Annotated in this window: 23 protein-coding genes and 1 tRNA gene; 18 read left to right on the top strand and 6 right to left on the bottom strand. The window is 71.1% G+C overall.

All coding sequences use genetic code 11. The features are described 5' to 3' along the window. The first annotated feature begins 20 nt into the window (after nt 1-20). From ID574_RS47065 to ID574_RS47055, 3 genes are all read left to right on the top strand, one after another. Nucleotides 21-614, top strand: coding sequence for a hypothetical protein (locus ID574_RS47065; RefSeq protein ID WP_188195576.1), 594 nt, complete (start codon nt 21-23; stop codon nt 612-614). Nucleotides 615-786: 172 nt separating this feature from the next. Further along, nucleotides 787-1,047 (top strand): hypothetical protein, encoded by a 261-nt coding sequence (locus ID574_RS47060; RefSeq protein WP_188195575.1) that lies wholly within the window; start codon nt 787-789, stop codon nt 1,045-1,047. 43 nt (nt 1,048-1,090) lie between these two features. After that, nucleotides 1,091-1,312, top strand: coding sequence for a hypothetical protein (locus ID574_RS47055; RefSeq protein WP_188195574.1), 222 nt, complete (start codon nt 1,091-1,093; stop codon nt 1,310-1,312). Between the two features lie 214 nt (nt 1,313-1,526). On the opposite strand, the gene ID574_RS47050 is transcribed toward ID574_RS47055, so the two are convergent. Both ID574_RS47050 and ID574_RS47045 read right to left on the bottom strand, forming a co-directional pair. Then, nucleotides 1,527-1,823: a hypothetical protein gene (locus ID574_RS47050; RefSeq protein ID WP_223167789.1), complete on the bottom strand. Its 297-nt coding sequence runs from the start codon at nt 1,821-1,823 to the stop codon at nt 1,527-1,529. Nucleotides 1,824-2,153: 330 nt separating this feature from the next. Beyond that, nucleotides 2,154-2,900 carry a hypothetical protein gene (locus ID574_RS47045; protein ID WP_188195573.1) on the bottom strand — a complete coding sequence of 249 codons (747 nt, stop codon included), beginning with the start codon at nt 2,898-2,900 and terminating at the stop codon, nt 2,154-2,156. A gap of 191 nt (nt 2,901-3,091) precedes the next feature. Between ID574_RS47045 and ID574_RS47040 the strand changes: the two genes are divergently transcribed. The 11 genes from ID574_RS47040 to ID574_RS46990 all read left to right on the top strand — a co-directional run bounded on the left by ID574_RS47040 (nt 3,092) and on the right by ID574_RS46990 (nt 10,828). Continuing rightward, nucleotides 3,092-3,667, top strand: coding sequence for an RNA polymerase sigma factor (locus ID574_RS47040; RefSeq protein WP_188195572.1), 576 nt, complete (start codon nt 3,092-3,094; stop codon nt 3,665-3,667). Beyond that, on the top strand, nt 3,660-4,559 hold the full coding sequence (locus ID574_RS47035) for a hypothetical protein (protein ID WP_188195571.1): 900 nt from the start codon (nt 3,660-3,662) through the stop codon (nt 4,557-4,559). Before ID574_RS47040 ends, ID574_RS47035 begins: the two co-directional genes overlap by 8 nt. 108 nt (nt 4,560-4,667) lie before the next feature. After that, a complete protein-coding gene (locus tag ID574_RS47030) occupies nt 4,668-5,711 on the top strand; it encodes a hypothetical protein (protein ID WP_188195570.1) in 1,044 nt (347 codons plus the stop codon). A 224-nt stretch (nt 5,712-5,935) separates the two neighbouring features. After that, a tRNA-Met gene (locus ID574_RS47025) sits at nt 5,936-6,009 on the top strand. Between the two features lie 71 nt (nt 6,010-6,080). Further along, the gene (rpmG, locus tag ID574_RS47020) at nt 6,081-6,245 is read left to right on the top strand and encodes a 50S ribosomal protein L33 (protein WP_101786011.1); all 165 of its coding nucleotides are present in this window, start codon (nt 6,081-6,083) and stop codon (nt 6,243-6,245) included. Nucleotides 6,246-6,414: 169 nt separating this feature from the next. Next, entirely contained in the window at nt 6,415-6,864 is a 450-nt protein-coding gene (locus ID574_RS47015; RefSeq protein ID WP_188195569.1) for a MaoC family dehydratase N-terminal domain-containing protein, read from the top strand. Further along, nucleotides 6,864-7,292, top strand: a complete 429-nt coding sequence (locus ID574_RS47010) for a MaoC family dehydratase (protein ID WP_188195568.1) — start codon at nt 6,864-6,866, stop codon at nt 7,290-7,292. The genes ID574_RS47015 and ID574_RS47010 overlap by 1 nt, the downstream gene beginning before the upstream one ends. 99 nt (nt 7,293-7,391) lie before the next feature. Next, on the top strand, nt 7,392-8,429 hold the full coding sequence (locus ID574_RS47005) for a hypothetical protein (protein WP_188195567.1): 1,038 nt from the start codon (nt 7,392-7,394) through the stop codon (nt 8,427-8,429). Nucleotides 8,430-8,506: 77 nt separating this feature from the next. Next, the gene (locus ID574_RS47000; protein WP_188195566.1) at nt 8,507-9,544 is read left to right on the top strand and encodes a UDP-N-acetylmuramate dehydrogenase; all 1,038 of its coding nucleotides are present in this window, start codon (nt 8,507-8,509) and stop codon (nt 9,542-9,544) included. Nucleotides 9,545-9,836: 292 nt separating this feature from the next. Next, a complete protein-coding gene (locus ID574_RS46995; protein WP_188195565.1) occupies nt 9,837-10,403 on the top strand; it encodes a TMEM165/GDT1 family protein in 567 nt (188 codons plus the stop codon). 68 nt (nt 10,404-10,471) lie between these two features. Then, nucleotides 10,472-10,828 (top strand): arsenate reductase family protein, encoded by a 357-nt coding sequence (locus ID574_RS46990; protein ID WP_188195564.1) that lies wholly within the window; start codon nt 10,472-10,474, stop codon nt 10,826-10,828. Here the strand turns inward: ID574_RS46990 and ID574_RS62305 are convergent. After that, a complete protein-coding gene (locus tag ID574_RS62305; protein WP_270094320.1) occupies nt 10,825-13,680 on the bottom strand; it encodes an ATP-binding protein in 2,856 nt (951 codons plus the stop codon). The two genes, ID574_RS46990 and ID574_RS62305, sit on opposite strands and share 4 nt — an antisense overlap. Nucleotides 13,681-13,813: 133 nt before the next feature. After that, complete coding sequence (locus ID574_RS46980; RefSeq protein WP_188195562.1) at nt 13,814-13,960, bottom strand: hypothetical protein; 147 nt, start codon at nt 13,958-13,960, stop codon at nt 13,814-13,816. 309 nt (nt 13,961-14,269) lie between these two features. Here ID574_RS46980 and deoC point away from each other — a divergent pair, with 309 nt between their 5' ends. The 3 genes from deoC (at nt 14,270) to ID574_RS46965 (ending at nt 17,690) form a co-directional block, all read left to right on the top strand. Then, on the top strand, nt 14,270-15,199 hold the full coding sequence (gene deoC / locus ID574_RS46975; RefSeq protein WP_188195561.1) for a deoxyribose-phosphate aldolase: 930 nt from the start codon (nt 14,270-14,272) through the stop codon (nt 15,197-15,199). Then, nucleotides 15,199-16,653, top strand: a complete 1,455-nt coding sequence (locus tag ID574_RS46970) for an aldehyde dehydrogenase family protein (protein ID WP_188195560.1) — start codon at nt 15,199-15,201, stop codon at nt 16,651-16,653. Before deoC ends, ID574_RS46970 begins: the two co-directional genes overlap by 1 nt. A 179-nt stretch (nt 16,654-16,832) precedes the next feature. Further along, a complete protein-coding gene (locus ID574_RS46965; RefSeq protein WP_188195559.1) occupies nt 16,833-17,690 on the top strand; it encodes an aldehyde dehydrogenase family protein in 858 nt (285 codons plus the stop codon). A 7-nt stretch (nt 17,691-17,697) separates the two neighbouring features. On the opposite strand, the gene ID574_RS46960 is transcribed toward ID574_RS46965, so the two are convergent. Together ID574_RS46960 and ID574_RS46955 are read right to left on the bottom strand one after the other, a co-directional pair. Further along, on the bottom strand, nt 17,698-19,005 hold the full coding sequence (locus ID574_RS46960; RefSeq protein WP_188195558.1) for an FAD-binding oxidoreductase: 1,308 nt from the start codon (nt 19,003-19,005) through the stop codon (nt 17,698-17,700). A 65-nt stretch (nt 19,006-19,070) separates the two neighbouring features. Continuing rightward, nucleotides 19,071-20,510, bottom strand: coding sequence for an amidase (locus tag ID574_RS46955; protein ID WP_188195557.1), 1,440 nt, complete (start codon nt 20,508-20,510; stop codon nt 19,071-19,073). 52 nt (nt 20,511-20,562) lie between these two features. On the opposite strand from ID574_RS46955, the gene ID574_RS46950 reads away from it, so the two are divergent. Further along, nucleotides 20,563-21,741: a threonine synthase gene (locus ID574_RS46950; RefSeq protein ID WP_223167788.1), complete on the top strand. Its 1,179-nt coding sequence runs from the start codon at nt 20,563-20,565 to the stop codon at nt 21,739-21,741. Nucleotides 21,742-21,753: the final 12 nt, after the last annotated feature.

Below are 21,753 nucleotides of genomic sequence, written 5' to 3'. Positions count from 1 at the left end.
CGGAAGCCGACCCGGGCACGTTGGCCGCGTACAAGCTGGGGATCGCCGATGTCTACCAGCGCGAGGACGGCGAGCGGCTGGAGATCGTGCCCCGCGCCGTGTTCGCGGTCGCCGGAGTGCTGCTGGGGGCGATGGGCGGGGTCGACATCCCCGAGGAGGACAAGGACCGGCTGCGCGACCGGGTGGAGCACCTGTACGAGCGGCTCGCCGACACCTTCGACGACCCCGCCATCCGAGTCCCATGGGGGCACGAGCAAGAGGAGCCGGAGACGGACGACCTCGAGGCCTCAGCGTGGTCGGAGTTCCAGTCGCTGCCGCCGCTCCCGGCCGCGTGGTTCCGCGAGCCGGAAGGGCTGGGGACGCAGGACGGGCCCGTGCACGTCACCGACGACGGCCGCATCTACGGGTGGGTCGCCCAGAAGGGGGTGTCCCACGACGGCTACACCGGGCAGTGCGTCACCATCGACCAGCTCGGCGACGTCGACACCTCGTACTTCCTGCGGTCGCGGGTGCGGCTCGACGACGGATCCGAGACGCGCGTCGGAGTGTTCACGATGAAGGCCGGCCACGACAACGACGGCACCGACGTCGCCTCCACCCGCGCTGTTCGATAAAACGCGCACCGTGGCGGGGATCGTCACCGCCGGCACCAATGACCGCGGCATGCGGTTCTCCGGGGCCGCCGCGCCGTAGCTGTCCGAATGGGACCGGGCTGTGTTCGCCGCGTGCGCCCCGTCCGTGCATTGAGGGCGGGGCGGCCGGTGGTCGCTGCGCGCGGTCCTGTCCGTGCCCGTGCCCGGCTACCCGACCCGGCTGGCGGCGTCGGCGGTGGCGCGGGCCAACCTGGCGCTGACCGCGTCCGCGACATCTCGCCCGCTGATGCCCATCGGTGTGGACATCGACGTGCTGGCCAGCGCCGTGGTGGACGAGATGGAGCGCCGGCAGGCGGCGCGGGAGGAGATTGAGCGGCTCGCCGCGGAGCTGGCTCCAGCGAGGGCGGAGATCGCCGCCGGCATGGCACGGTGTCCAGGGCGGCTTTCGCCATAGCTACGGTCTTGGCGGTAAAGCAAGCCGGATGATCGCCGACTAGATGGAACAGCGGGCGATAACTCATGGGATCGCCCGACTTGGTCTGCCGATGCAGGTTGTCGAAGCTGCGATTGATCTCGGCACATGGGTCGACTGGCGCGGCCTGCGCCTGTGGCAGCAACGCGGTGTACCGGCCGACGAAGAACGCGCCAATGACCAATGCGATCATGCTGACGATCAACGCCGTTCGTTTGACCCAGACAGGTTCTTCCGGCTCAGCTAATCGGAGAGCCACGTCTCCCATGTGTCTTCCGGTCTCTGGGCCACAGCAGTTAGACGCCGATGCTCGCCAGCGCGTGCACATCGACTCCGAACCGTTGGCGGTGCTGTGCTTGGCTGGCGCGTATCGTTGGAGGTAGGCCCGCATGGAGCCGTCGCCTGGAACCGGGAAGCCCCGCTCTGGTCCCTACGGACCGGGGCGGGGCTTCTTCGAGTTGTCAGCTACCGTATGCGCCGGCGGGTGCGTGCGCGTACTCTCTCTCGCGCGTGCGGGGCTGCTCCTCCTGCACCAGTTCTTGGCGGAGCTCTTCGACGTGGAGGCCGGAGCCGAGCGCGAAGAATGTGGGAGCCCACTGGCCGACGAAGATGCCCCACCGGTCGGCCCTGTCGATGCCCTTGCCGGGTTCGAGCTTGAGTGAAGAGGCCCAGGCCGCGAATGACAGCCCGATCGAGGCGACGCCGCACGCGTACAGGAACGAGGACCGTACGCCCATCTTGTGAAGTGTTTTGATCATGGATTTCCCCCGTGAGTGGATGCTGCTTCTACGCCGGGGGTGCTGCCCGCGTTGGACGGGCCGATGCGGAGACGGTGGAAGATTCACTGTCCACCGTCGGGCAACTCCTGGCATGCAGAGCGTGGCCAGGTGCCGGAGGGGAATCCGAACGCGCGAGGCGTGGGCGTCCAATCAGTATCCTCTTGCTGGACGCCCACGCCACCCTGAGGGCTTCTTCGCGTTGTATGGCTACCGTCGTCACACGTTGACCTTCTCCGTGACGAGCACGTCTGGTGACGGGCCACCGGACGCGGCGTAGCGTCAGGTCATGGATGACGCGGCGGGGAAGGCTCAGTGGTGCTTGGGCTCGGTCACGGGAGCGCTGAAGGGGAGAACGAAGAGGGGGCCGGTCACCACCGCGCGCTCGCTGCCCGGGCCGAAGGGAAGATCGGCGATCTGGCGGCACGTGCCGCGGTCTTCGATCCCGTAGACCGCGTTCTGACCGTCGCGTCCGGAGTTGAAGCGGCCGATGAGCGAGATGCGGTCGCGCACCCGCCCGTGCTCATCGATGAACAGGCCGTGGATGGGCGCCGTGGCGGCGAAGCTCTCCGGGGTCAGGACTTCCTGCACCAGGTCGGAGATCAGGAAGCGCAACGTCCGGCCGTCGGCGTCGGTCACGGTGCCTTCGAGCTCGCCGACGAACGGGGTGAAGATGCCCGGTGCGGAGGCGGCGAACCCGTCGGTGTACGGGAGCGGCCGTTTGGCGAACTGCGAGACCCGCCAGGTGCGCTTGAACGTCCCTGTCTTGATCGTGTACGTGCCGTTCCGGCACTCGAAGGGGCGTAGCGTGCGCCCGGTGAGGTCGATCGTCTGCCGCTCGATCGGATTGCCGGTGGCCGGGTCGCCGAACCTCTCCTCGTCGATGCGTACGTCGAGGCCGCCCGGCGACAGCTTCAGCACGAAGCCGGGGCCGATCGCCTTGACATGGAACCGGCTTTCTTTGATCTTCAGGCCGGGGGCGCCCGGCTGCGCATGGGCGGCTGTCGCCGGTAAGAGGCCGACGGCCAGCGCCGTGAGCGCGGTGACGGTGATGCGCATTGCCGAAATGCCAGGACGCATGGGTCCTCCCACAGGCCGCGACGATCAGATCATCGTACAGCGGCTACAAAGAGAAGTCGATCACCACGATCGCCGCTGGTGCCCCGGAAGCGCCGACCGGCTGCGTGAACCTTTGGTGCCGCATCGGGCTAGTTGCCGGTGTAACCCTGAAGACGGCGACAAGGACATCCATGGGCTCATCTGAGGTGCTCGGCGACGAAAGGGATGACGCGCTGCTGGTCGCGCGATCCCTGGAGGATCCCCGGTGGTTCGGCGAGCTGTTCCGCCGGCACGCTCCGCCGCTTCATCGCTACGCCGCCCGTCGTCTCGGGGGCGACCTCGCCGACGACATCGTGGCGGAGACGTTCCACACGGCCTTCAGGACCCGGGCCGGTTACGACCCCGACCGGGGCGACGTGCGGCCCTGGCTGTGGCGGATCACCACCAACCTGATCCGCCGGCACTACCGCTCCGAGGTGCGCATGCTGCGCGCGCTGGAGCGCAGCGGCGTGGACCCCGCGCTGGAGAGCCATGCCGACAGAGTGGCCGAGCAGGTCAGCGCCGCCGCGGAGACCCGGCGCCTGGCGGCCGCGCTGGCGGGCCTCCGCAAGGGTGACCGCGACGTGCTGCTGCTGACCGCGTGGGGCGAGCTGAGCTACCAGCAGGTCGCCGACGTGCTGGACATCCCCGTGGGCACTGTGCGCTCGCGGCTGAACAGGGCCCGTACGAAGGTGCGCGAAGCGCTTGGAGGAACCGCCGATGAATGAGACCGAGCTGCTGAAGCGGATGAGGTCGCAGATCCCGCTGCGCGACCCCGACGAGCTGGCCCAGGCCATCGGCTGGCGGCCGGAGGAGCCGCGCCGGCCCCGTTCCCGCCCGCGGGCGGTGCTGCGCCGTCTGCTCGTGGGCGCCCCCGTCACGGCGGGGCTCGTGGCCGTCACCCTGGCCGTGTCGGCGCTGCCGCCGGGGAACGCCACGTCGTACGCCAACTCGGCCATCGACATCAGGCAGGAGGGCGACGAGTGGGTGGCCCGGATCAAGGACCCGCTCGCCGAGTACGAGAAGTACCACGAGGCGTTCGGCGCCGTGGGGTTGGACGTCGAGCTCCGGCTCGTGCCGGCCTCGCCCGCGAGGGTCGGCGACCTGGTCATGACACCCGGCGCCAAGCCGTCCGGTACGTTCAGCGGCGGCCTCGCCCCCGAAGGCTGCCGGCTGGGCCAGTCCGGTTGCCACCTGACGCTCCGCGTCCCCGTCGGGTTCGAGGGCCGGGTGCGGACCCAACTCGGCAGGCCCGCGGCGCCCGGGGAGCGCTACCAGGCGGCCGCCCACGCCACCGACCCCGGTGAGATGCTCCAAGGCGTCCAGGTCGAGGACCGGCCCGTGGGCCAGGTGCTCCAGGAGATCCGCGAGCGCGGCCTGCGGGTCGTTTACGAGCGGGTCCGGGATGATCCCGGCAGCACGGAGTTCAACTTCGTCGACGGACAGAAGGGGTTCTTCCAGTTGTCGTACGAGCCCGTCCGCGCATCCGACGTCGGCCGCGACTGGCTCGTGTGGCAGGCCTGGTCGCAGAGCGAGGGCGTGGTCAAGCTGCAGGTTACGCCGGCGCCGCTGCGGCCGGTCAGTCCGCCCCCCGGCGTCACGCCCGCACCGCGGGACTGACCACCCTTCGTCCTGCGCGACCGCCCGACGGCGCTTGGCACCCGGATTCGCCCGGACGACGTCTGATGTTCACGTACGGGCCCTGGTCACCCCATAGATTCCGATCTCGTGGAATTCGGTGACAGGTCTGTTCTCAAGGATCATGGTCTTTCCCGGCGGTCGCTGCTCGCCGGGGCGCTCTCCGCGGCCGGGCTCAGCGCGCTGGGCGGGGCGCCGGCGGCGGCGGGGACAAGGGGAGCTCGCGTACTGATCGCCACGAACGAGCCGTGGGGCACCTACCACGTGGCCCCGCTGCTTCCCGAGGCGCGCCGGCTCGGGTGGGAGGTCGTGCAGCTGGTGCCTGACCTGTCCGGGATCAAGCCGGGCGACCCGGTGCCGGTGGCGACTCCGGACCGGATCCCGCCGGCCGACCTGCTCGTCGTGACGGGGGCGGGAGACTGGCCCGCGGACTGTGCCGCGCGGCTGCCCAAGCTGCCGATGATCGCCAGTTCGCTCGCGTACCAGCTGCCCGTCGAGGCGCCTCGGGCGGCCGAGTTCCGCGAGCGGCTCAGGGCGGTCACCGCCTCCTCGCCCGCGGAGGCGAAGGTGTTCGACGACTACCTCGGCACGCGCCGGCCCATCACGGTCGTGGGGACCCCGCAGACCGACGACCTGCCCCGGCACAAGCCCGAGCCGGGCACCGTGCTGGTGCTCACCAGCGTGACCAGGTCCAGCCAGACCGGCGGCTCGGCCCCGGGCACCGAGCTGCTGCTGGCCGCCGCCGAGCGGCTGGCGGTGGCCGGCAAGCACATCCTGGTCGGGTTGCACCCGCGTGAGGACCGCTCCCTGTGGGACCGGTACGAGATCAGCTCCGTCCCGTCGATCCAGGCGTCGGCGCGGGCCGAGGCCGCCATCGGCATCCCGGGGACGGTCTTCCCGGTCGTCGCGGCCGTGGGCGTGCCGCTGGTGGGCTGCACCGACCCGCGCCTGCAGATCCCCGGCTACCTGTTGAGCGTCTGCTCCCACACGATCACCACTCCGGACGACGCGGTGTCCGCCGTGGCGGCGGCCGAGCCGGTCTCGCGCGAGGTGCTCTACGAGGCGGTCGGCCCCATCGGGGGCTCGGCCCGCAGGCTGCTCAAGGTGTGGCGGAAGGCGGGGGTCCGGGTCTGAGGCCCGCCTCCGTCGACGTGGGGCCGTCGCCGGTGCGCTCGCGTTCCCGGCCGGCCGCTGCTAGTCTGACCGGGTTCTCCGCACGGGGGCGGGGAAGGGGCAAAGGATTTCGGTTCTCGGGGCTTCCTGAGGCATACTGTAAGAACCCTGCCCGATCAGGCGAGTTACGAATCTGCTCCCTGCGTCGGGTATCCTCTACGGGGCCGGATCCGTACCGGCCCAAAGGCGGAGTAGCTCAGTCAGGCAGAGCAAACGGCTCATAATCGTTGTGTCGCCGGTTCAAGTCCGGCCTCCGCTACTGCCCAATCCCAGGTCGGCCGACCTGGGTATGGGCGTGTCCATGTCCCGAACGTAGAAAGGCACTCCCAAGTGGCTGCCACCGACGTTAGGCCGAAGATCACGCTGGCCTGCCAGGAGTGCAAGCACCGCAACTACATCACGCGGAAGAACCGGCGCAACGACCCGGATCGGCTTGAGCTGAAGAAGTACTGCCCCAACTGCCGGACGCACCGCGCGCACCGCGAGACCCGATAGTTCTCCGGGCAGCTTCTCCATCCTCCATATCGCACAACCGGCGTCCCTCGTCTGGGCGCCGGTTCGTCGCGTCTGGACCCTCGTAAAAACCCGTCCATCACCAGCGACAGCCGAACCTTGTTCTGTTACCGTCGGCCTCGGACGAAGGACATTTGCGAGGGAGCACTGAATGGCCTTGAACCGTGACTTCGTGGGCAGGACCTACCCGCCCAGCGCCCCCTACGAGGTCAGCCGGGTGAAGATCAGGGAGTTCGCGGCCGCGATCGGCGACAGCAACCCGGTCTACCGCGACAAGGAGGCCGCCCAGGCCGCCGGATACCCCGACGTGATCGCGCCCCCGACGTTCCCCATCGTGTTCAGCCTGCAGAGCGGCGGCGAGGCACTGGTCGATCCCGACCTGGGGCTGAACCTGGCCATGGTGGTCCACGGCGAGCAGCGCTTCGAGTACGTACGCCCCATCTACGCCGGCGATCAGCTGGTCACCTCCGCCACCATCACCGACATCCGGACCGCCGGCCGCAACGAGCTGCTGACCGTCCGCAGCGACATCGCGACCGCCGAGGGCGAGCCGGTCTGCGTCACCTACAACACGATCGTCGAGCGCGGAGGGGCCGGCTGATGGGCGCCACGGTGAAGTACGACGAGGTCGAGGTCGGGCAGGAGATCCCGGCCGTGGACTACAACGTGCGCAGGCTCAACCTCGTCATGTACGCCGGCGCCTCCGGCGACTTCAACCAGATCCACTGGAACGAGCGGTTCGCCAGGATGGTCGGGCTGCCCGACGTGATCGCGCACGGGATGTACACGATGGCGCAGGCCGGGCGGTTCGTCACCGACTGGGCGGGGGATCCCGGGGCGGTGGTGGACTTCGGCGTGCGGTTCTCGTCCATGGTGGTCGTGCCCGACGACGATCAGGGGGCGACGATCTCGGTGAGCGGGGTCGTGGAGGAGAAGCTCGAGGACAAGCGGGTGGTCATCGGGCTGACGGCCAGGTCGGGCGACGCCAAGGTGCTGTCCAAGGCGCGAGCGGTGGTCCAGCTGGCCTGAAAGGTCATGATATGTCGGGCGGCTCTCGGGTACCCGGAGCCTATGAGTGAAGCTGCGCGACAGGTATGGCCCACGGTTCGGTCGATCCCCGTCTCCGCCGTGACCGACGCCAAGCCTCCGGGGCGGCTCCGCCCGGCCCGGCTCGAGCAGGTGGCGGGAGGCTCGGGGACCGGGCGCGACACGGTGGGCGGCGCCCCGGCCGGCGGCACGGCGCCGCCCGGCCGCAGGGCGGGCGCGGCCACCGGCGTGGGAACGGCGGGCGCCAAACCACCGGGTGCGCACGCGCGTCCCAACCCCGCCGCCGAACTGGGCTTCTCCGGCGACCCCGGCCAGCACGGCGATTCGGGTGACGGCATGCTGCACGCCCAGCGCACCTGGGACGCCAGCCTGGCCACGAGCCGCCTCGACGACCTGGGCGTCAACGCCGAACGGCAGCGCGTGGAGATCAGGGACGTCACGGCCGCCGTGGGCCTGCTCGTGGACGGCTGGCCCGCGGACGTCCGCGCCTGCGTGCAGTCGGTGATGGACCACACCGGCGCGAAGGTGCTCGCGCTCGACCTGGGCGACATCGACGGCGCCGGCGACGCGCTGGACCGGCTGGCGGAGCAGTACCGGGACCGGATCTTCGTCTGGCACGTGACCGAGCGGCCGCACTGGCGCGGGGGCACGGCGACCTGGGGCGAGAGCCGGGCCAAGCTGCTGCGGCTGGACGAGTCGGACGTGCACGTGCTCATGGAGACCTCCGTCGTGCTGCGCGGCGACGCGCTGACACCGCTGGTGGCGGCCGTCGTGGAAGGGGCGGTCGCGGCGGGGTGGCGGGGCGCGGAGCCGTCCGGCGACGGCGTCCACGAGGCGGGTCCCGGCAGGGTGCGGGCGCTGACCGGAGAGCTCATGGCGGTACGCAGGTCGGCGGCGCTCGGCGCGCTTCCCGAGAACGCCAACTACGGGCGCAACGCCGATCTGGAGCTGTCGCTCGGCCTGCACGGCGAGCTGGTCGTGCCGTCCGGGCCGCTGCCGGTGGACCGGCTGGGCGCCCACGACGTCCCCGACGACTATCTGGACCGGGAGTCGCGGCGCAACTACGACGGCGTGCTCCGTTTGCTGGGGGCTCCTCCTCATGGGGAACCCGCACATTAGACCGCCGCCCCGCTCTCCTGCCTGGTGGAGCCTCAGCGGCAGGGGCCGCCGTTTTCCCATTAGTAAGCTAAGTGCCCATGGAGAAGCTCGCACCGTACACGACGCTGCGCCTGGGCGGTCCCGCCCGCGAGTTCGCCGAGGCGACCACGGCGGAGCAGCTCGTGTCACTGATCGCCGAGGCCGACCGCAACAACGTGCCCACGCTGGTGCTCGGCGGGGGCAGCAACGTCGTGGTGGCGGACGAGGGGTTCGACGGGCTCGTCATCAAGGTGGCGACCGAGGGCGTGACCGTCTCGCGCGACGGTGAGCAGGCCGTGGTCACGGTCGAGGCGGGGGAGGACTGGGATCCGCTGGTGGCCCGCGCGGTGGCGGAGGGCTGGTCGGGCATCGAGTGTATGTCCGGCATCCCTGGGCAGGTCGGGTCGACGCCCATCCAGAACGTGGGGGCGTACGGGCAGGAGGTCTCCCAGACCATCCGGTGCGTGCGGGCCTACGACCGGCGCACCAGGCACGTGGTCGACCTGGAGGCGCGGCAGTGCGGGTTCTCCTACCGGGACAGCGCCTTCAAGCGGGATCTGGCGCGGTATGTGGTGCTGGCGGTGACGTACGTGCTGGACATTTCCGAAATTTCGGGACCTGTGGCGTACCAGGAGCTGGCCGGAAGGCTGGGGGTCGAGCTCGGCGGCCGGGTGCCGCTGGCGCGGGCCCGCGAGGCCGTTCTGGCGCTGCGGCGGGGCAAGGGCATGGTGCTCGACCCGGACGATCCCGACACGCGCAGCGCCGGCTCGTTCTTCACCAACCCGGTCCTGACCGCCGAAGAGGCGGCGGAGCTGGCCACGCGTGCCCCCGATCATCCCCGCTGGGAGATGCCCGACGGGTCGCTCAAGGTGCCGGCCGCGTGGCTGATCGAGCAGGCGGGCTTTCCCAAGGGCTACCAGCGCGGGCCCGTGCGCATCTCCACCAAGCACACCCTCGCCCTGACCAACCCCGACGGCTCCGCCGCCACCGCCGACCTGCTGGCGCTGGCGCGGGAGGTGCGCGACGGGGTGCGCGAGAAGTTCGGCGTGACGCTGGTCAACGAGCCGGTCCTGGTCGGCTGCACTCTGGACGACTAGCTCCGCGCAGGACGACGGCCGGTCGAGCGCGGCCCTGGAACAGCCTCGAGTGGGCCGCCGCAAGGCGGAATAAGGGGTGGGTCGGGGCTGTTATGGTGGTTCAGAACCGAAGGGGAGTAGTCCCAATCGCGTGATCGACATACTGGCGCGGCATCCGCGCCCGGTCGCGCGGGCCTTGACGGGCGGACGAGACCTTCGGCCTGGCAGACGTACGACAAGTCGCTGCCGGGCCGAAGCCGTGCCCGAACTCCCTGGGTCGTCGCTTCCGGCCCGGTCGCGCGGAAGAGGACCGTTGGAAGCGTTCTGGATCAGCCTCGGTGCGATTTTCCTGGCCGAGTTGGGTGACAAGAGCCAGCTCATGGCGATGACGTTCGCCACCCGTTTCAAGACGTGGACCGTGCTTTTGGGCATCACGATCGCCACGACCGTCGTGCATCTGGTGAGCGTGGCCCTCGGCGGCCTCATCGGGGACGCGTTGCCGACGACGGCGATCTCGGTGATAGCCGGGCTGGCCTTCCTGGGCTTCGCCCTGTGGACGCTGCGCGGGGACGCGCTGACCGAGGAGGAGTCGCGCAAGGCCCAGCGCGTCACCAGGAACGCCCTGATCGCGGTGACGGTGGCGTTCTTCCTGAGCGAGCTGGGCGACAAGACGATGCTGGCCACCATCACGCTGGCCACGCAGCACGGCTGGGTCGGCACCTGGATCGGCTCGACGATCGGCATGGTCGCGGCCGACGCCCTGGCCATCCTCGTGGGGCGCCTGCTGGGCAGGCATCTGCCGGAGAAGATCATCCGGTACGGCGCGGCGGCGGCGTTCGCGATCTTCGGGGTCGTGCTGCTGGGCGAGGCGATCCTGTAGCCGGGCCCGATCCCGCATCGACGGGGATGGCGCGGCGGCGAGGTGACCTTTCGGGCACCATCGGAGTCATGGAAATCTGGATCAACCCTCGCTGCTCCAAGTGCCGGTCCGCGCTGTCGATCCTGGACGCCGAGTCCGTCGGCTACACGGTGCGCCGCTATCTGGAGGATCCGCCCACCATGGACGAACTACGCGAGGTCCTCGCCCGGCTGGGACTGGAGCCGTGGGACATCACCAGGACGGGCGAGCAGGCGGCCAAGGACCTCGGCATGAGCGCCTGGCCCCGCGACGAGCACTCCCGCGACCGGTGGATCTCCGCCCTGGCCGAGCACCCCATCCTCATCCAGCGCCCGATCATCACCGCCGACGACGGGTCCGCGGTGATCGGGCGGAGCGAGGAGGCCGTGCGTTCCGTACTGTCCTAGAGCAGGAGCGACAGTCGGTGCGCCGCGGCGGCGGCCTCGCCGCGGGTCGTGACGCCGAGCTTGGCCAGGATGTTGGACACGTGCACGCTGACCGTCTTGGCGGAGATGAACAGCTCCGCGGCGATGTCGCGGTTGGTCCGGCCCAGGGTGACCAGGCGCAGCACCTCCAGCTCTCGGGGTGTGAGCAGCTCGGACGGCTCCTGAGCAGGCTGGAGTCCGCCGCCCACCCGCCGCGACAGTGCCTCGATCTCCTCGATCAGCGGGGTGGCCCGCAGGTCCTGGGCCAGCGGCAGCGCCGCCTTCAGCCGGGTCGCCGCCCCCTCGCGGTCGCCGTTCCGCGCGGCCGCCGCAGCGGCCCGCAGCAGGGCCTTGGCCTGGTTGTGCGGGCGCTTGAGCCGTTCCCAGCCGGCCGCCGCGGCGTCGAAGTCGCCGTTGTACGACAGCCGGTACGCCTCCACGACAGGACCGATGACCGACAGCTCGGCCGCCACCTCGGCGGCGTGCGCGCGTACCGCGGCGGCGCGTTCGGGCTCGGTGGCCTCGGCGGCGTCGCAGACGACGCTGAGCAGCGCGAGCAGCCGCCAGCCCAGCATGGCCTTGCTCGACTGCCGGGGCAGGGAGAGCACCCGCTCGGCCACGGCCAGAGCGGCGCCTGGCTCACCCTTGAGCAGGTGCCAGCCGATGTGCAGGCGGGCGTTGACGGTGTTGTCCTGGACCCAGTCCTCCGCGCGGTCCTTCAGCACCCCGATCTCGGACAGGATGCTCTCGACCAGCTGCAGCTCGCCCCTGGCCAGGCCGATGTCGGCGCGCACCCGCAGCAGGCAGTATCTGGTCTTCAGATGGGGGCCGTGGCTGAGCGCGGTCTCCACCATCTCGATGGCCTCGTCCCAGCGGCCGAGCGACTCCAGGGCCTCGGCCCAGTTGTTCTTGATGAACAGGCCGCTGCCGCGCAGCCTGCCGAACTGCTTGGCGATCGCCCAGCCCTGCTCGGACAGACGGACAGCCTCTTCCGAGCGGCCTATGTCGATCAGCGCGTCGATGTTGTTGCCGATGGCCCGGGTGATGATGCGGCCTGAGCCCTCCTGCCGGCCGATCTCCAGCGCCTGCTCGTTCACCATGATCGTGGATTCGAGCTCGCCGTTGAGCGAGTGGCCGAGCGCCAGGTTCAGCAGCAGGTCCGCCTCCAGGCACCGGTCGCCGTGCTCCCTGGCCAGGCGCAGCCCTTCGCCGATGGCCTGGCTCGCCTCCTCGATCTCGCCGCGCAGCATGAGCTGGCGGCTCAGGGGATTGAGGACCTCAGCCTGGTCGAGGGTGTCCTCGGGGACGAGCCGCAGGGCGTGCCTGAGGTCCTCGATGACGCCCATCTGACCCTTGCTCGTCTTGAACCAGGCCCGCCGCACGATCAGCTGCGCGACGCGTCCCGGCTCGCGGGTCTCGTCCAGCTGGGACAGGGCGGCCTTGACGAACTTCATGCCCTTGTCGACCTCGCCGCCGGCGTTCGCGGCCTCGGCGGCCCGCTCCAGCACGGCGGTGTGGTCGGCGCCGATGCGCTCGGCGGCGTCGGGCACGCGGTCCCAGAGCATGAGCACGCGTTCGAGCAGCGGCACCGCCTCGGTGTAGGCGAACGCCTTGAAGGACTTCTGCGCCGCCTCCCACGCCGAGATCAACGCCCAGAGGTCGTTGCGGGCGCCGTACCAGTGGTGTGCCAGCTCGACGGGGGCGCGGCCGGGCGGGACGAGCGTGCGGTCCCTGGAGATCTCCTCGGCGTACCTGGCGTGCAGGCGCTGGTGCTCGCCGGGCAGCAGCTCCTCGTGTACCGCCTCACGGATCAGGGAGTGCCGGAAGACGTAGGCGCGGTTGTCGGCGACCTGCAGGACGTTGCCCGCGATGGCCGGCCGCAGCGCGGTCTCTAACTCGACGTCGGACAGGCCGCTCACGGCGGCCAGCAGCGCGTGGCCGACCCGGAGGCCGCCGGCCGCGGCGATGCGCAGCACGCGCTGGGTCTCCTCGGGCAGCCGCTCGACGGAGCCGAGGATCAGGTCCTGCATGGACTCGGGGAACGTGCAGTCCACGCCGCACTCCAGCAGGGCCTCGACGAACAGCGGGATGCCCTCGCTGCGCTCGTAGACCTGCTCGACGCTGCCGTACTCGGGCACCTTGCCGAGGATCCCCGTCATCTGCTGGGCCACCTCGTCCCGCGACAGGCGGGGCAGGTCGAGCCGGTGCACGCCGTGCACCCGTCCCAGCTCCGCCAGCACGGGCCGGAGGGGATGCTGCCGGTGCAGGTCGTCGGAGCGGTACGTCATGACGATCAGCACCTGCGGGATGTGCAGGTTGCGGCTGAGGAAGGCGATGAGGTCGCGGCTGGACCGGTCGGCCCAGTGGATGTCCTCGATGACGAGGACGGTGGGCCGGCTGTCGGACAGCCGCTCCAGCAGGGTGAGGAACTGTTCGAAGAGCCGCGCGCGGCCGGTGTCGGTCTCGCCGTCGCCGTTGGGCTCGCCGAACTCGGGCAGCAGCCGGGCGAGATCGCGCTCGGCGCCCTCAGGGAGCAGAGCGGCGATCGCCGCCGGGCCCTGCTCCCTGACGAGCTGCCGCAACGCCGCGGTGAAGGGCGCGTACGCCAGACCCTCGGTGGACAGCTCGACACAGCCGCCGAACAGCACGTGCGCGCCGTCGGCGGCGCAACGGTCGGCGAAGCGCTGCACGAGCCTGGTCTTGCCGACCCCGGCCTCGCCCCCCAGCAGGACCGCTGTCACCTTGCCTTTTCTTGCCTCGTCGAAGCTTTCCGAGAGAGCCGCCAGCTCCTCTTCCCGCCCGACGAAGACGGGACTGACAGAACGTCCCCGCATGTCATCCAGCATGTCATGCCTCATTGATTGCTTTCGACGCATTTTGGGGGCATTTCGCGGGCGTTGCGAGGGCGCTACGGGGGCATGGAGGCCCGGCCACGAGGGAGGTGGTGGCCGGGCTCTCGTGGGGCGCTCATGAGGAGCGGCGCTTGCCGAAGAGGGAGCGGCGCTCGGACTTGTTGGCCCGCTCCACCTCGCGGACGCGCCGGTGCTCGGCCGCCGCCTTGCGCAGCTCGCTCGCGTGGCTCTTCATGAGCTCGTATTCGATCTCGGGATTCATCTCAGGTCTCCTGATATTTCGTGCTTCTTCCTGACACCTTTAAGACTCGGCCTAAGGCCCCGTACGCCACATCGGGTGGATGCCTTATCTCCGGGCGCCGGTAGGGCTCGGCATACCTAGGACCTGCGGCGTGAGCGCTCTAAGGCGCCCTAGAGGCCGGGTTTCGCACGTGCCGCTTCGTAGGGCACCCAAGCGCTCCCCGCACCTGCCGCCCTCCTCCGAGGGGACCACTGATGTGCGGAAACGGGCTCAGGGCGGTCCGGTTTGGAGGACACGGCCCTGGTCGGCGATGCTGTGATGGTGTCAACTATGACGACTTCGCTCGCGGACGTCGCCGCGTCCGGCGCGACGCTGCGGGCATTTCTGCACGGCCTGCCCGGCGTCGACCGGGTCGGCGCGGACCAGCGGGCGGCCACGCTCGGCACCCGTTCGATCAAGACGACCGCCAAGGCCAAGGCCATCGACCTGGCCATCTCCATGGTCGACCTGACCACGCTGGAGGGCGCCGACACGGCCGGCAAGGTGCGCGCCATGTGCACCAAGGCCGTGCGCCCCGGCGGTGACGCCCCCAAGGTGGCGGCCGTCTGCGTCTACCCCGACCTGGTGGCGGTGGCCGCCGAGGCGGTACGCGGCTCGGGGGTCAAGGTGGCCTCCGTGGCGACCGCGTTCCCGAGCGGGCGCTCCTCGCTGGAGGTCAAGGTGAGCGACACGGCGCTGGCCGTGGCCGCGGGCGCCGACGAGATCGACATGGTGATCGACCGCGGCGCGTTCCTGTCCGGCGACTACCTGAAGGTCTTCGAGGAGATCGTCGCGGTCAAGGCCGCGTGCGGCGACGCCCATCTGAAGGTGATCCTGGAGACCGGCGAGCTGGCGACCTACGACAACGTGCGGCGGGCCTCGTGGCTGGCGATGCTGGCGGGCGCCGACTTCATCAAGACCTCCACGGGCAAGGTCTCCCCGGCCGCGACGCTGCCGGTGACGCTGATCATGCTGGAGGCGGTGCGGGACTTCCGCGACGCGACGGGCCGGCAGGTGGGGGTCAAGCCGGCCGGCGGCATCCGTACGACGAAGGACGCGATCAAGCACCTCGTGCTCGTCAACGAGACCGCTGGGGACGACTGGCTGACGCCCGAGTGGTTCAGGCTCGGTGCGTCCTCGCTCCTCAACGACCTGCTGATGCAGCGGCAGAAGCTGGCCACCGGACGCTACGCCGGCCCCGACTACTTCACCCTGGACTGATGATGGCGATCTTCGAGTACGCGCCCGCGCCCGAGTCCCGCGACGTCGTCGACATCAAGCCGTCGTACGGGCTGTTCATCAACGGAGAGTTCACGGACGGCTCGGGTCCCTCCTTCAAGACGGTCAACCCCGCGACCGAGGAGCCGCTGGCCGAGATCGCCTCTGCCACCTCCGACGACGTGGATCGGGCGGTTCAGGCCGCGCGCAAGGCGTTCGGGGTGTGGAGCGCGCTGCCCGGCGCCGAGCGGGCGAAATACCTGTTCCGCATCGCGCGCATCATCCAGGAGCGGGCCCGCGAGCTGGCCGTGCTGGAGTCGCTGGACAACGGCAAGCCGATCCGCGAGTCGCGCGACGTGGACCTGCCGCTGGTCGCGGCCCACTTCTTCTACTACGCCGGGTGGGCGGACAAGCTGGAATACGCCGGGTTCGGCCGGAGGACGACAAATGGGCAGGGCGGCACCAAGCCGCTGGGCGTGGCCGGGCAGGTCATCCCGTGGAACTTCCCGCTGCTCATGCTGGCCTGGAAGATCGCGCCCGCGCTGGCCTGCGGCAACACGGTGGTGCTCAAGCCGGCCGAGACGACGCCGCTGACGGCGCTGCTGTTCGCCGAGATCTGCCGGCAGGCCGACCTGCCGCCGGGCGTGGTCAACATCGTGACCGGCGCGGGCGACACCGGCGCGGCCGTGGTCGCCCACCCCGACGTCAACAAGGTGGCCTTCACCGGCTCCACCGAGGTCGGCCGGATCATCGCGCGCACCGTGGCGGGCACCGACAAGAAGCTGACGCTGGAGCTGGGCGGCAAGGCCGCGAACATCGTGTTCGAGGACGCCGCCATTGACCAGGCCGTCGAGGGCATCGTCAACGGCATCTTCTTCAACCAGGGCCACGTCTGCTGCGCGGGCTCGCGGCTGCTGGTGCAGGAGTCGATCCAGGACGAGCTGCTGGCGGCGCTCAAGCGCAGGATGGGCACGCTGCGGGTGGGCGACCCGCTGGACAAGAACACCGACGTCGGCGCGATCAACTCCGCCGCGCAGCTGGCCAAGATCCGCGAGCTGTCCGAGATCGGGGAGTCGGAGGGGGCCGAGCGCTGGTCGCCCGCGTGCGAGCTGCCTGACAAGGGGTTCTGGTTCCCGCCGACGGTCTTCACCGGGGTCGCGCAGTCCCACACGATCGCCAGGGACGAGATCTTCGGCCCGGTGCTGTCCGTGCTGACCTTCCGCACTCCTGCCGAGGCCGTCGAGAAGGCCAACAACACGCCGTACGGGCTGTCGGCCGGGATCTGGACGGAGAAGGGCTCGCGCATCCTGTGGATGGCCGACAAGCTCAGGGCCGGCGTGGTCTGGGCCAACACGTTCAACAAGTTCGACCCCGCCTCTCCCTTCGGCGGCTACAAGGAATCCGGGTACGGCCGCGAGGGCGGGTTGCTCGGATTGGAGGCGTACCTTGATGTGTGAGCACCGCCGTCCCCGGCGGAGTGAACGACGTGCCCAGGCCACGCGCGGCCACGCCTTCGCCCGGGCCGGGCGGCCCGTACGCACCGGCTGGTACGCGCACCGCTGCGGCGTGAGCCGGTGCGGGCAGGTCTTCGCGCCGGTCCAGATGTCGCAGGAGTCCACGTGGAGGGGTCGGGGCGATGAGTAGGTTGTCCGTCAGAAAGACCTACAAGTTGTACATCGGAGGGGCGTTCCCGCGCTCTGAGAGTGGGAGGTCCTACCCCGTGACCTCGCCGAAGGGCGAATTCCTCGCCAACGCCTCACGGGCCTCGCGCAAGGACGCCCGCGACGCCGTCGTGGCCGCGCGCAAGGCGTTCCCCGGCTGGTCGGGGGCCACGCCCTACAACCGGGGGCAGATCCTCTACCGGGTCGCCGAGATGCTGGAGGGCCGGCGTGCGCAGTTCGCCGAGGAGCTCGCCCAGAGTGGACAGGGCGGCAAGAAGGCGGCGCTGGAGGCCGTGGACGCCACGGTCGACCGGCTGGTCTGGTACGCGGGCTGGTCCGACAAGATCGCCTCGGTGCACGGGGCGGCCAATCCGGTGGCGGGGCCGTACTTCAACCTGTCCTCGCCGGAGCCGACCGGCGTGGTCGCGATCGTCGCGCCCGCCGATCCGCTGCTCGGGCTGGTGTCCGTGGTCGCGCCGGTGATCGTCACAGGCAACACCTGCGTGGTCGTGGCCTCCGAGCCGTCGCCGCTGGCCGCCATCACCTTGGCCGAGGTGCTGGCGACCTCCGACCTGCCCGGCGGCGTCGTCAACGTCCTCACCGGGCGACAGGCCGAGCTCGCGCCCTGGCTGGCCGCCCACATGGACGTCAACGGGCTCGACCTCACCGGCGTGGCGGACGCCGACCTGGCGCTGCAGTGCGAGCAGGCGGCGGCGGAAAACCTCAAGCGCGTCCTGCGCCCCGTTCAGGAGGACTGGACGGCCGACCCCGGCATCGGGCGGATGACGCGGTTCCTGGAGACCAAGACCGTCTGGCACCCGGTCGGCATCTGAGCCCGGCTCAGGCCGGGGGGATGTTGTGGTTCAGGCGGAACAGGTTCCGCGGGTCCCACTCGGCCTTGAGCCGCCTCAGGCGCTCGTAGTCCTCAGGCTCGTACGCCTTGCGCACCTCGTCCGGCGTGGCGTTGTCGCCGTACAGGAAGTTGAGCACGCACCCGCCGGTCGCCCACGGCTCCAGCGCCCGCATGACGCGGTCGTGGGCGGGGCGCAGCGCACCGGTGTCCGTGCCCGGGGCCAGGCGGGGCGACAGCACACCGGCGTAGTAGGCCGCGTCCCGGTTGCCGACCGAGTTGGGGTGCCCTTGCGGCTTGGCCAGCGCGCCGCCGAGGTGGCGTACCTCGACCACGACGTCACGGGCGTCGAGCAGGGCGTCCAGCTCGGGGCGCGCGCCGAGCAGGGTGTGCGTGGCGAAGTAGCCGGCCGGGTCCTTGGGGTCGCTGTGGATCGTGTCCGAGGCGGTGAACGGCAGCTCGCCCACCGTGTCCACCAGCCGCGGGCCTGCCGCGCGCAGCGGGCGCAGCAGCTCCTCGCCCTCCTCCGGGCCGCCCGTGTAGGCGACGCGGACGTGGGCCACCCGCCGGCCGCGGAACGGCGGCGGGGCCTGGGGGACGTCCGGGAACGGGATGATCGCGATCGACGAGGTCATCTCGTCGGGCAGTGAGCCCGTCCACTCCGCCCACGTCCGCAGGACGTCCTCGAGGTGGTCGGTGTCGTACCAGAGCGCGCCGCCGTACAACATGCTGACCGGGACGAGGCCGATCTCCATGGCGGTCACGACGCCGAAGTTGCCGCGACCGCCCACCAGCGCCCAGAAGAGGTCGCTGTCCGGCGTGACGTGGCGTGGCTCGCCGTCGGCGGTCACCACGTCGAGGGCGCGCACCTGGTCGGCCGCGTACCCGTAGCGCCTGGCCAGGAGGCCGATGCCGCCGCCGAGCGTGTAGGAGACCGCGCCGACGGCCGGGGAGGAGCCGGACAGCGGGGCCAGCCCGTGGCGGGCGGCCTCCTCGATGACCCGCTCCCACGTCGCGCCCGCCTCGACGCGGGCCGTGGCGGTGGCGGGGTCGACGCGGACCGCGTTCATCCGGCCGGTGGTGATCAGCAGGCCGCCGGTGGCGGCGACGGGGAGGCCGTGGCCCGTGGCCTGCACGGCGACGGGGAGGTCCGCCGCGGCGGCGCGGGTCACGGCCTGCCGGACGTCGTCGGGTCCGGCGGCGGGGACGATCAGGTCGGGCTCGTGCGCGGCGAGGAGCTGGAAGCCGCTCCGCTCCGCGTCGTACGCGGAATCGTCGCGGTGAAGGATCGATGTCACCTTTTCAGGATTGCGGAGGCATCATCCAGAAGTCCAAGAGATACATCTGCTGGCAATCAGAAGCGTCACTTATAGCCGGGTGGCCGGACGTACGGGTGGGCCGCCTGGAGCTGGGCGGCCAGGCCGAGCAGGTGGGGCTCGCCGCCGGGCGGCGCGACGAGCTGGACGCCGATCGGCAGGCCGCTGGAGTGCGTGGCCATGGGGACGGTGCCGGCGGGCCAGCCGCACATGTTCCACGCGCCCGTGGCGGGGGCGAACCTGAGATTGGCCACGACGCTGGGGACCAGCCCCCGCGCGCCCGAGCGCACGGCCCGGGGCGGGGTCGTGGCCAGCGCAGGCATGATCAGCACGTCCGCGTCGCCGAACCACTGGTCGGCCCCGTAAGCTCGCCAGCGCTCGCGCCCGCGCACGCCGTCCAGCTTCAGTGCGCCCAGCACCCGGCCCGCACGGGCCAGCGAACGGGTGCGCCGTTCCAGACGCCGCCGGTCCAGGCCGTCAGCCGCGGCGGCGGCCCTGCCGAGCCAGAAGGCGATCGCGGCGGGGCCGAGCCAGAACGGCAGCCGGTGGGCGTGCTCGACCACCGTGTGCCCGGCCACGCGCAACGTCTCGGCCGCCGCCTGCACCGCCGCCTGATACTCCCTGTCCATGGGCAGGCCGACCGGCAGCGGCTGGGGCGCGTACGCCACCCGAAGGTCGAACGACTCCGGGCTGCCGGGCGGCGGCTGCGGCTCCCACACCTCGTCGTCGTCGGCCCACACCGATCGCAGCATGGCCGGGCGCGGCTCGACCCGTCGCCCGCCGCGCCACGCCTCGGCCAGCGCCGGGTCGCCGGCCAGCACGGACAGCGCCAGCGACAGGTCGGCCGCGGTCGTGGCGAACGGCCCGTTCTCGACCAGCCCGTCCCAGTCGTCGGCCGGCCGGGGCACCAGGCCGGGGCCGGGCTTGATGGCCAGCACGCCGCAGGCGGCCGCAGGTATGCGCAACGAGCCCAGGCCGTCACCGCCGACCGCGATCGGGACCATGCCGGCCGCCACGGCCGCGGCGCTGCCCGATGACGAGCCGCCGGGCGTGCGCTCGGGGTTCCACGGGTTGCGGACGATGCCGTAGGCGCTGTCGCCGAACGCGGCCAGCCCCAGCTCCGGCATGTTGGTCAGGCCGACGATCACCGCGCCCGCGGCACGCAGGCGCGCGACCGTCTCGTGGTCTTCGCGCGCGGGCGCGTCGGAAGTGCCGGCGGATCCGCCGCGCGAGGACTCCCCGGCGACCTCCAGGTTGTCCTTCACGGCCACGGGGACGCCGGCGAGCGGCAGCTCCGCCAGGTCGCGGCGTTTCTGCAGGGCCCTGGCCTCGTCGACGGCCTGCTCCCTGACCAGCCGGAACGCCCCCACCTGGGGGTCGCGCGCGGAGATGGCGTGAAGGTGCTCCTCGACGACCGTCGTGGCCGGGACATCGCCGTGCCGGACGGCCGACGCGATCTCGATGGCGGTCCTGCCTGCCCACAACATGACTAGAGTGTGCAGCTTTTCGCACCTGGTGGCGAGAGTAGGGTCGGAATGCGTGAACAGTACATCTCTCGCCACCGGCCAACGCTCCCTCGGCGACCGGACGACCGAGTTCCCCCTGTTCCCGCCGCTGACGCGGGGCTGCCCGAAGACCAGCACCGACGAGATCGCCTATCCGCTGGAGGTCGTCTACGACTACGCGCGGGTCGATCCGCGGCTGTTCGACCAGGAACCGGGGGCCGACATCGCGCGGTGGTCGCCGCTGCTGCCCCCACTGGCCGCCCCCACGCTGGGGGAGGGCGGGACGCCGCTGGTCGAGTTCGACGGCGTCCATGTCAAGGACGAGTCGCAGAACCCGACCTGGTCACACAAGGACCGGCTCAACCGGGTCGCGGTCAGCGCCGCCGTCGCCGCGGGCGCACCCGGCGTGGTCGTGGCCTCCTCCGGCAACCACGGGGCCTCGGCCGCCGCCTACGCCGCGCGGGCCGGGCTGCCCGCGATCGTGCTCACCTCGGCCGGATCGCCGCCCGCCGTGCAGGCGTTCGCCAGGGCATACGGGGCCCGCGTCGTCTCCGTGCCGGTCGAGTCACGGTGGCCGCTGCTGCGGGAGGTCGTTGACCGGCTCGGCTACCACCCGGTCAGCAACCAGACCGTCACGCACACGGGGCACCCGTTCGGGCCCGAGGGCTACAAGACGATCTCGTATGAGCTGTACCGGCAGCTCGGAGGCAAGGTTCCCGCGGCGGTCCTCGCACCCACCGGGTACGCCGAGCTGCTCTACGGGGTGTGGAAGGGCTTCACGGAGCTGCGGCTGCTCGGGCTGACCGGCGCCGTCCCGCAGATGTTCTCCTGCGAGACGGCCGCGGGCGCGCCCCACGCGCACGCGCTGGCCACCGGCGCGCCGGCCGCGATCGTTGATATGGGACCCAGCGACGCGTACGGCATCGCCGGGACGGTCGGCGGCCACCGAGGCGTGCTGGCCGTGCGGGAGAGTGGCGGCGAGGCGGTACGGGTGACGGACGACGAGATGCGGCAGGCCCAGCGGGACCTGGCGCGGCAGGGCATGTGGCAGGAGCTGTCGGGGGCGGCGGGGCTGGCGGGCTACCGGCGGCTGCGGCGCGACTTCGACGGGCCGGTCGTCTGCATCGCCACGTCCAGCGGCTTCAAGGACGTCGGGGTGGGCGCGGAGACGTTCCCCATGCTCGCGAATCCGACCCTCGAGGACCTGGTATAGCGCTTCATCCAC

The sequence above is a fragment of the Nonomuraea sp. SYSU D8015 genome (assembly GCF_008065375.1).
GTDB lineage: Bacteria > Actinomycetota > Actinomycetes > Streptosporangiales > Streptosporangiaceae > Nonomuraea.
This window is presented reverse-complemented; position numbering and strand designations above follow the sequence as displayed.

Excerpts from the sequence above, each read along its gene's own strand:
- ID574_RS47000 (WP_188195566.1), top strand. The coding sequence starts at position 8,507 with ATGGAGAAGCTCGCACCGTACACGACGCTGCGCCTGGGCGGTCCCGCC.
- ID574_RS47050 (WP_223167789.1), bottom strand. The coding sequence starts at position 1,823 with ATGATCAAAACACTTCACAAGATGGGCGTACGGTCCTCGTTCCTGTAC.
- ID574_RS47040 (WP_188195572.1), top strand. The coding sequence starts at position 3,092 with ATGGGCTCATCTGAGGTGCTCGGCGACGAAAGGGATGACGCGCTGCTG.
- ID574_RS47035 (WP_188195571.1), top strand. The coding sequence starts at position 3,660 with ATGAATGAGACCGAGCTGCTGAAGCGGATGAGGTCGCAGATCCCGCTG.
- deoC (WP_188195561.1), top strand. The coding sequence starts at position 14,270 with ATGACGACTTCGCTCGCGGACGTCGCCGCGTCCGGCGCGACGCTGCGG.
- ID574_RS62305 (WP_270094320.1), bottom strand. The coding sequence starts at position 13,680 with ATGCGGGGACGTTCTGTCAGTCCCGTCTTCGTCGGGCGGGAAGAGGAG.
- ID574_RS46980 (WP_188195562.1), bottom strand. The coding sequence starts at position 13,960 with ATGAATCCCGAGATCGAATACGAGCTCATGAAGAGCCACGCGAGCGAG.
- ID574_RS47015 (WP_188195569.1), top strand. The coding sequence starts at position 6,415 with ATGGCCTTGAACCGTGACTTCGTGGGCAGGACCTACCCGCCCAGCGCC.
- ID574_RS47045 (WP_188195573.1), bottom strand. The coding sequence starts at position 2,900 with ATGCGCATCACCGTCACCGCGCTCACGGCGCTGGCCGTCGGCCTCTTA.
- ID574_RS46965 (WP_188195559.1), top strand. The coding sequence starts at position 16,833 with ATGAGTAGGTTGTCCGTCAGAAAGACCTACAAGTTGTACATCGGAGGG.
- ID574_RS47010 (WP_188195568.1), top strand. The coding sequence starts at position 6,864 with ATGGGCGCCACGGTGAAGTACGACGAGGTCGAGGTCGGGCAGGAGATC.
- ID574_RS46970 (WP_188195560.1), top strand. The coding sequence starts at position 15,199 with ATGATGGCGATCTTCGAGTACGCGCCCGCGCCCGAGTCCCGCGACGTC.
- ID574_RS46955 (WP_188195557.1), bottom strand. The coding sequence starts at position 20,510 with ATGTTGTGGGCAGGCAGGACCGCCATCGAGATCGCGTCGGCCGTCCGG.
- ID574_RS47055 (WP_188195574.1), top strand. The coding sequence starts at position 1,091 with ATGGAACAGCGGGCGATAACTCATGGGATCGCCCGACTTGGTCTGCCG.
- ID574_RS46990 (WP_188195564.1), top strand. The coding sequence starts at position 10,472 with ATGGAAATCTGGATCAACCCTCGCTGCTCCAAGTGCCGGTCCGCGCTG.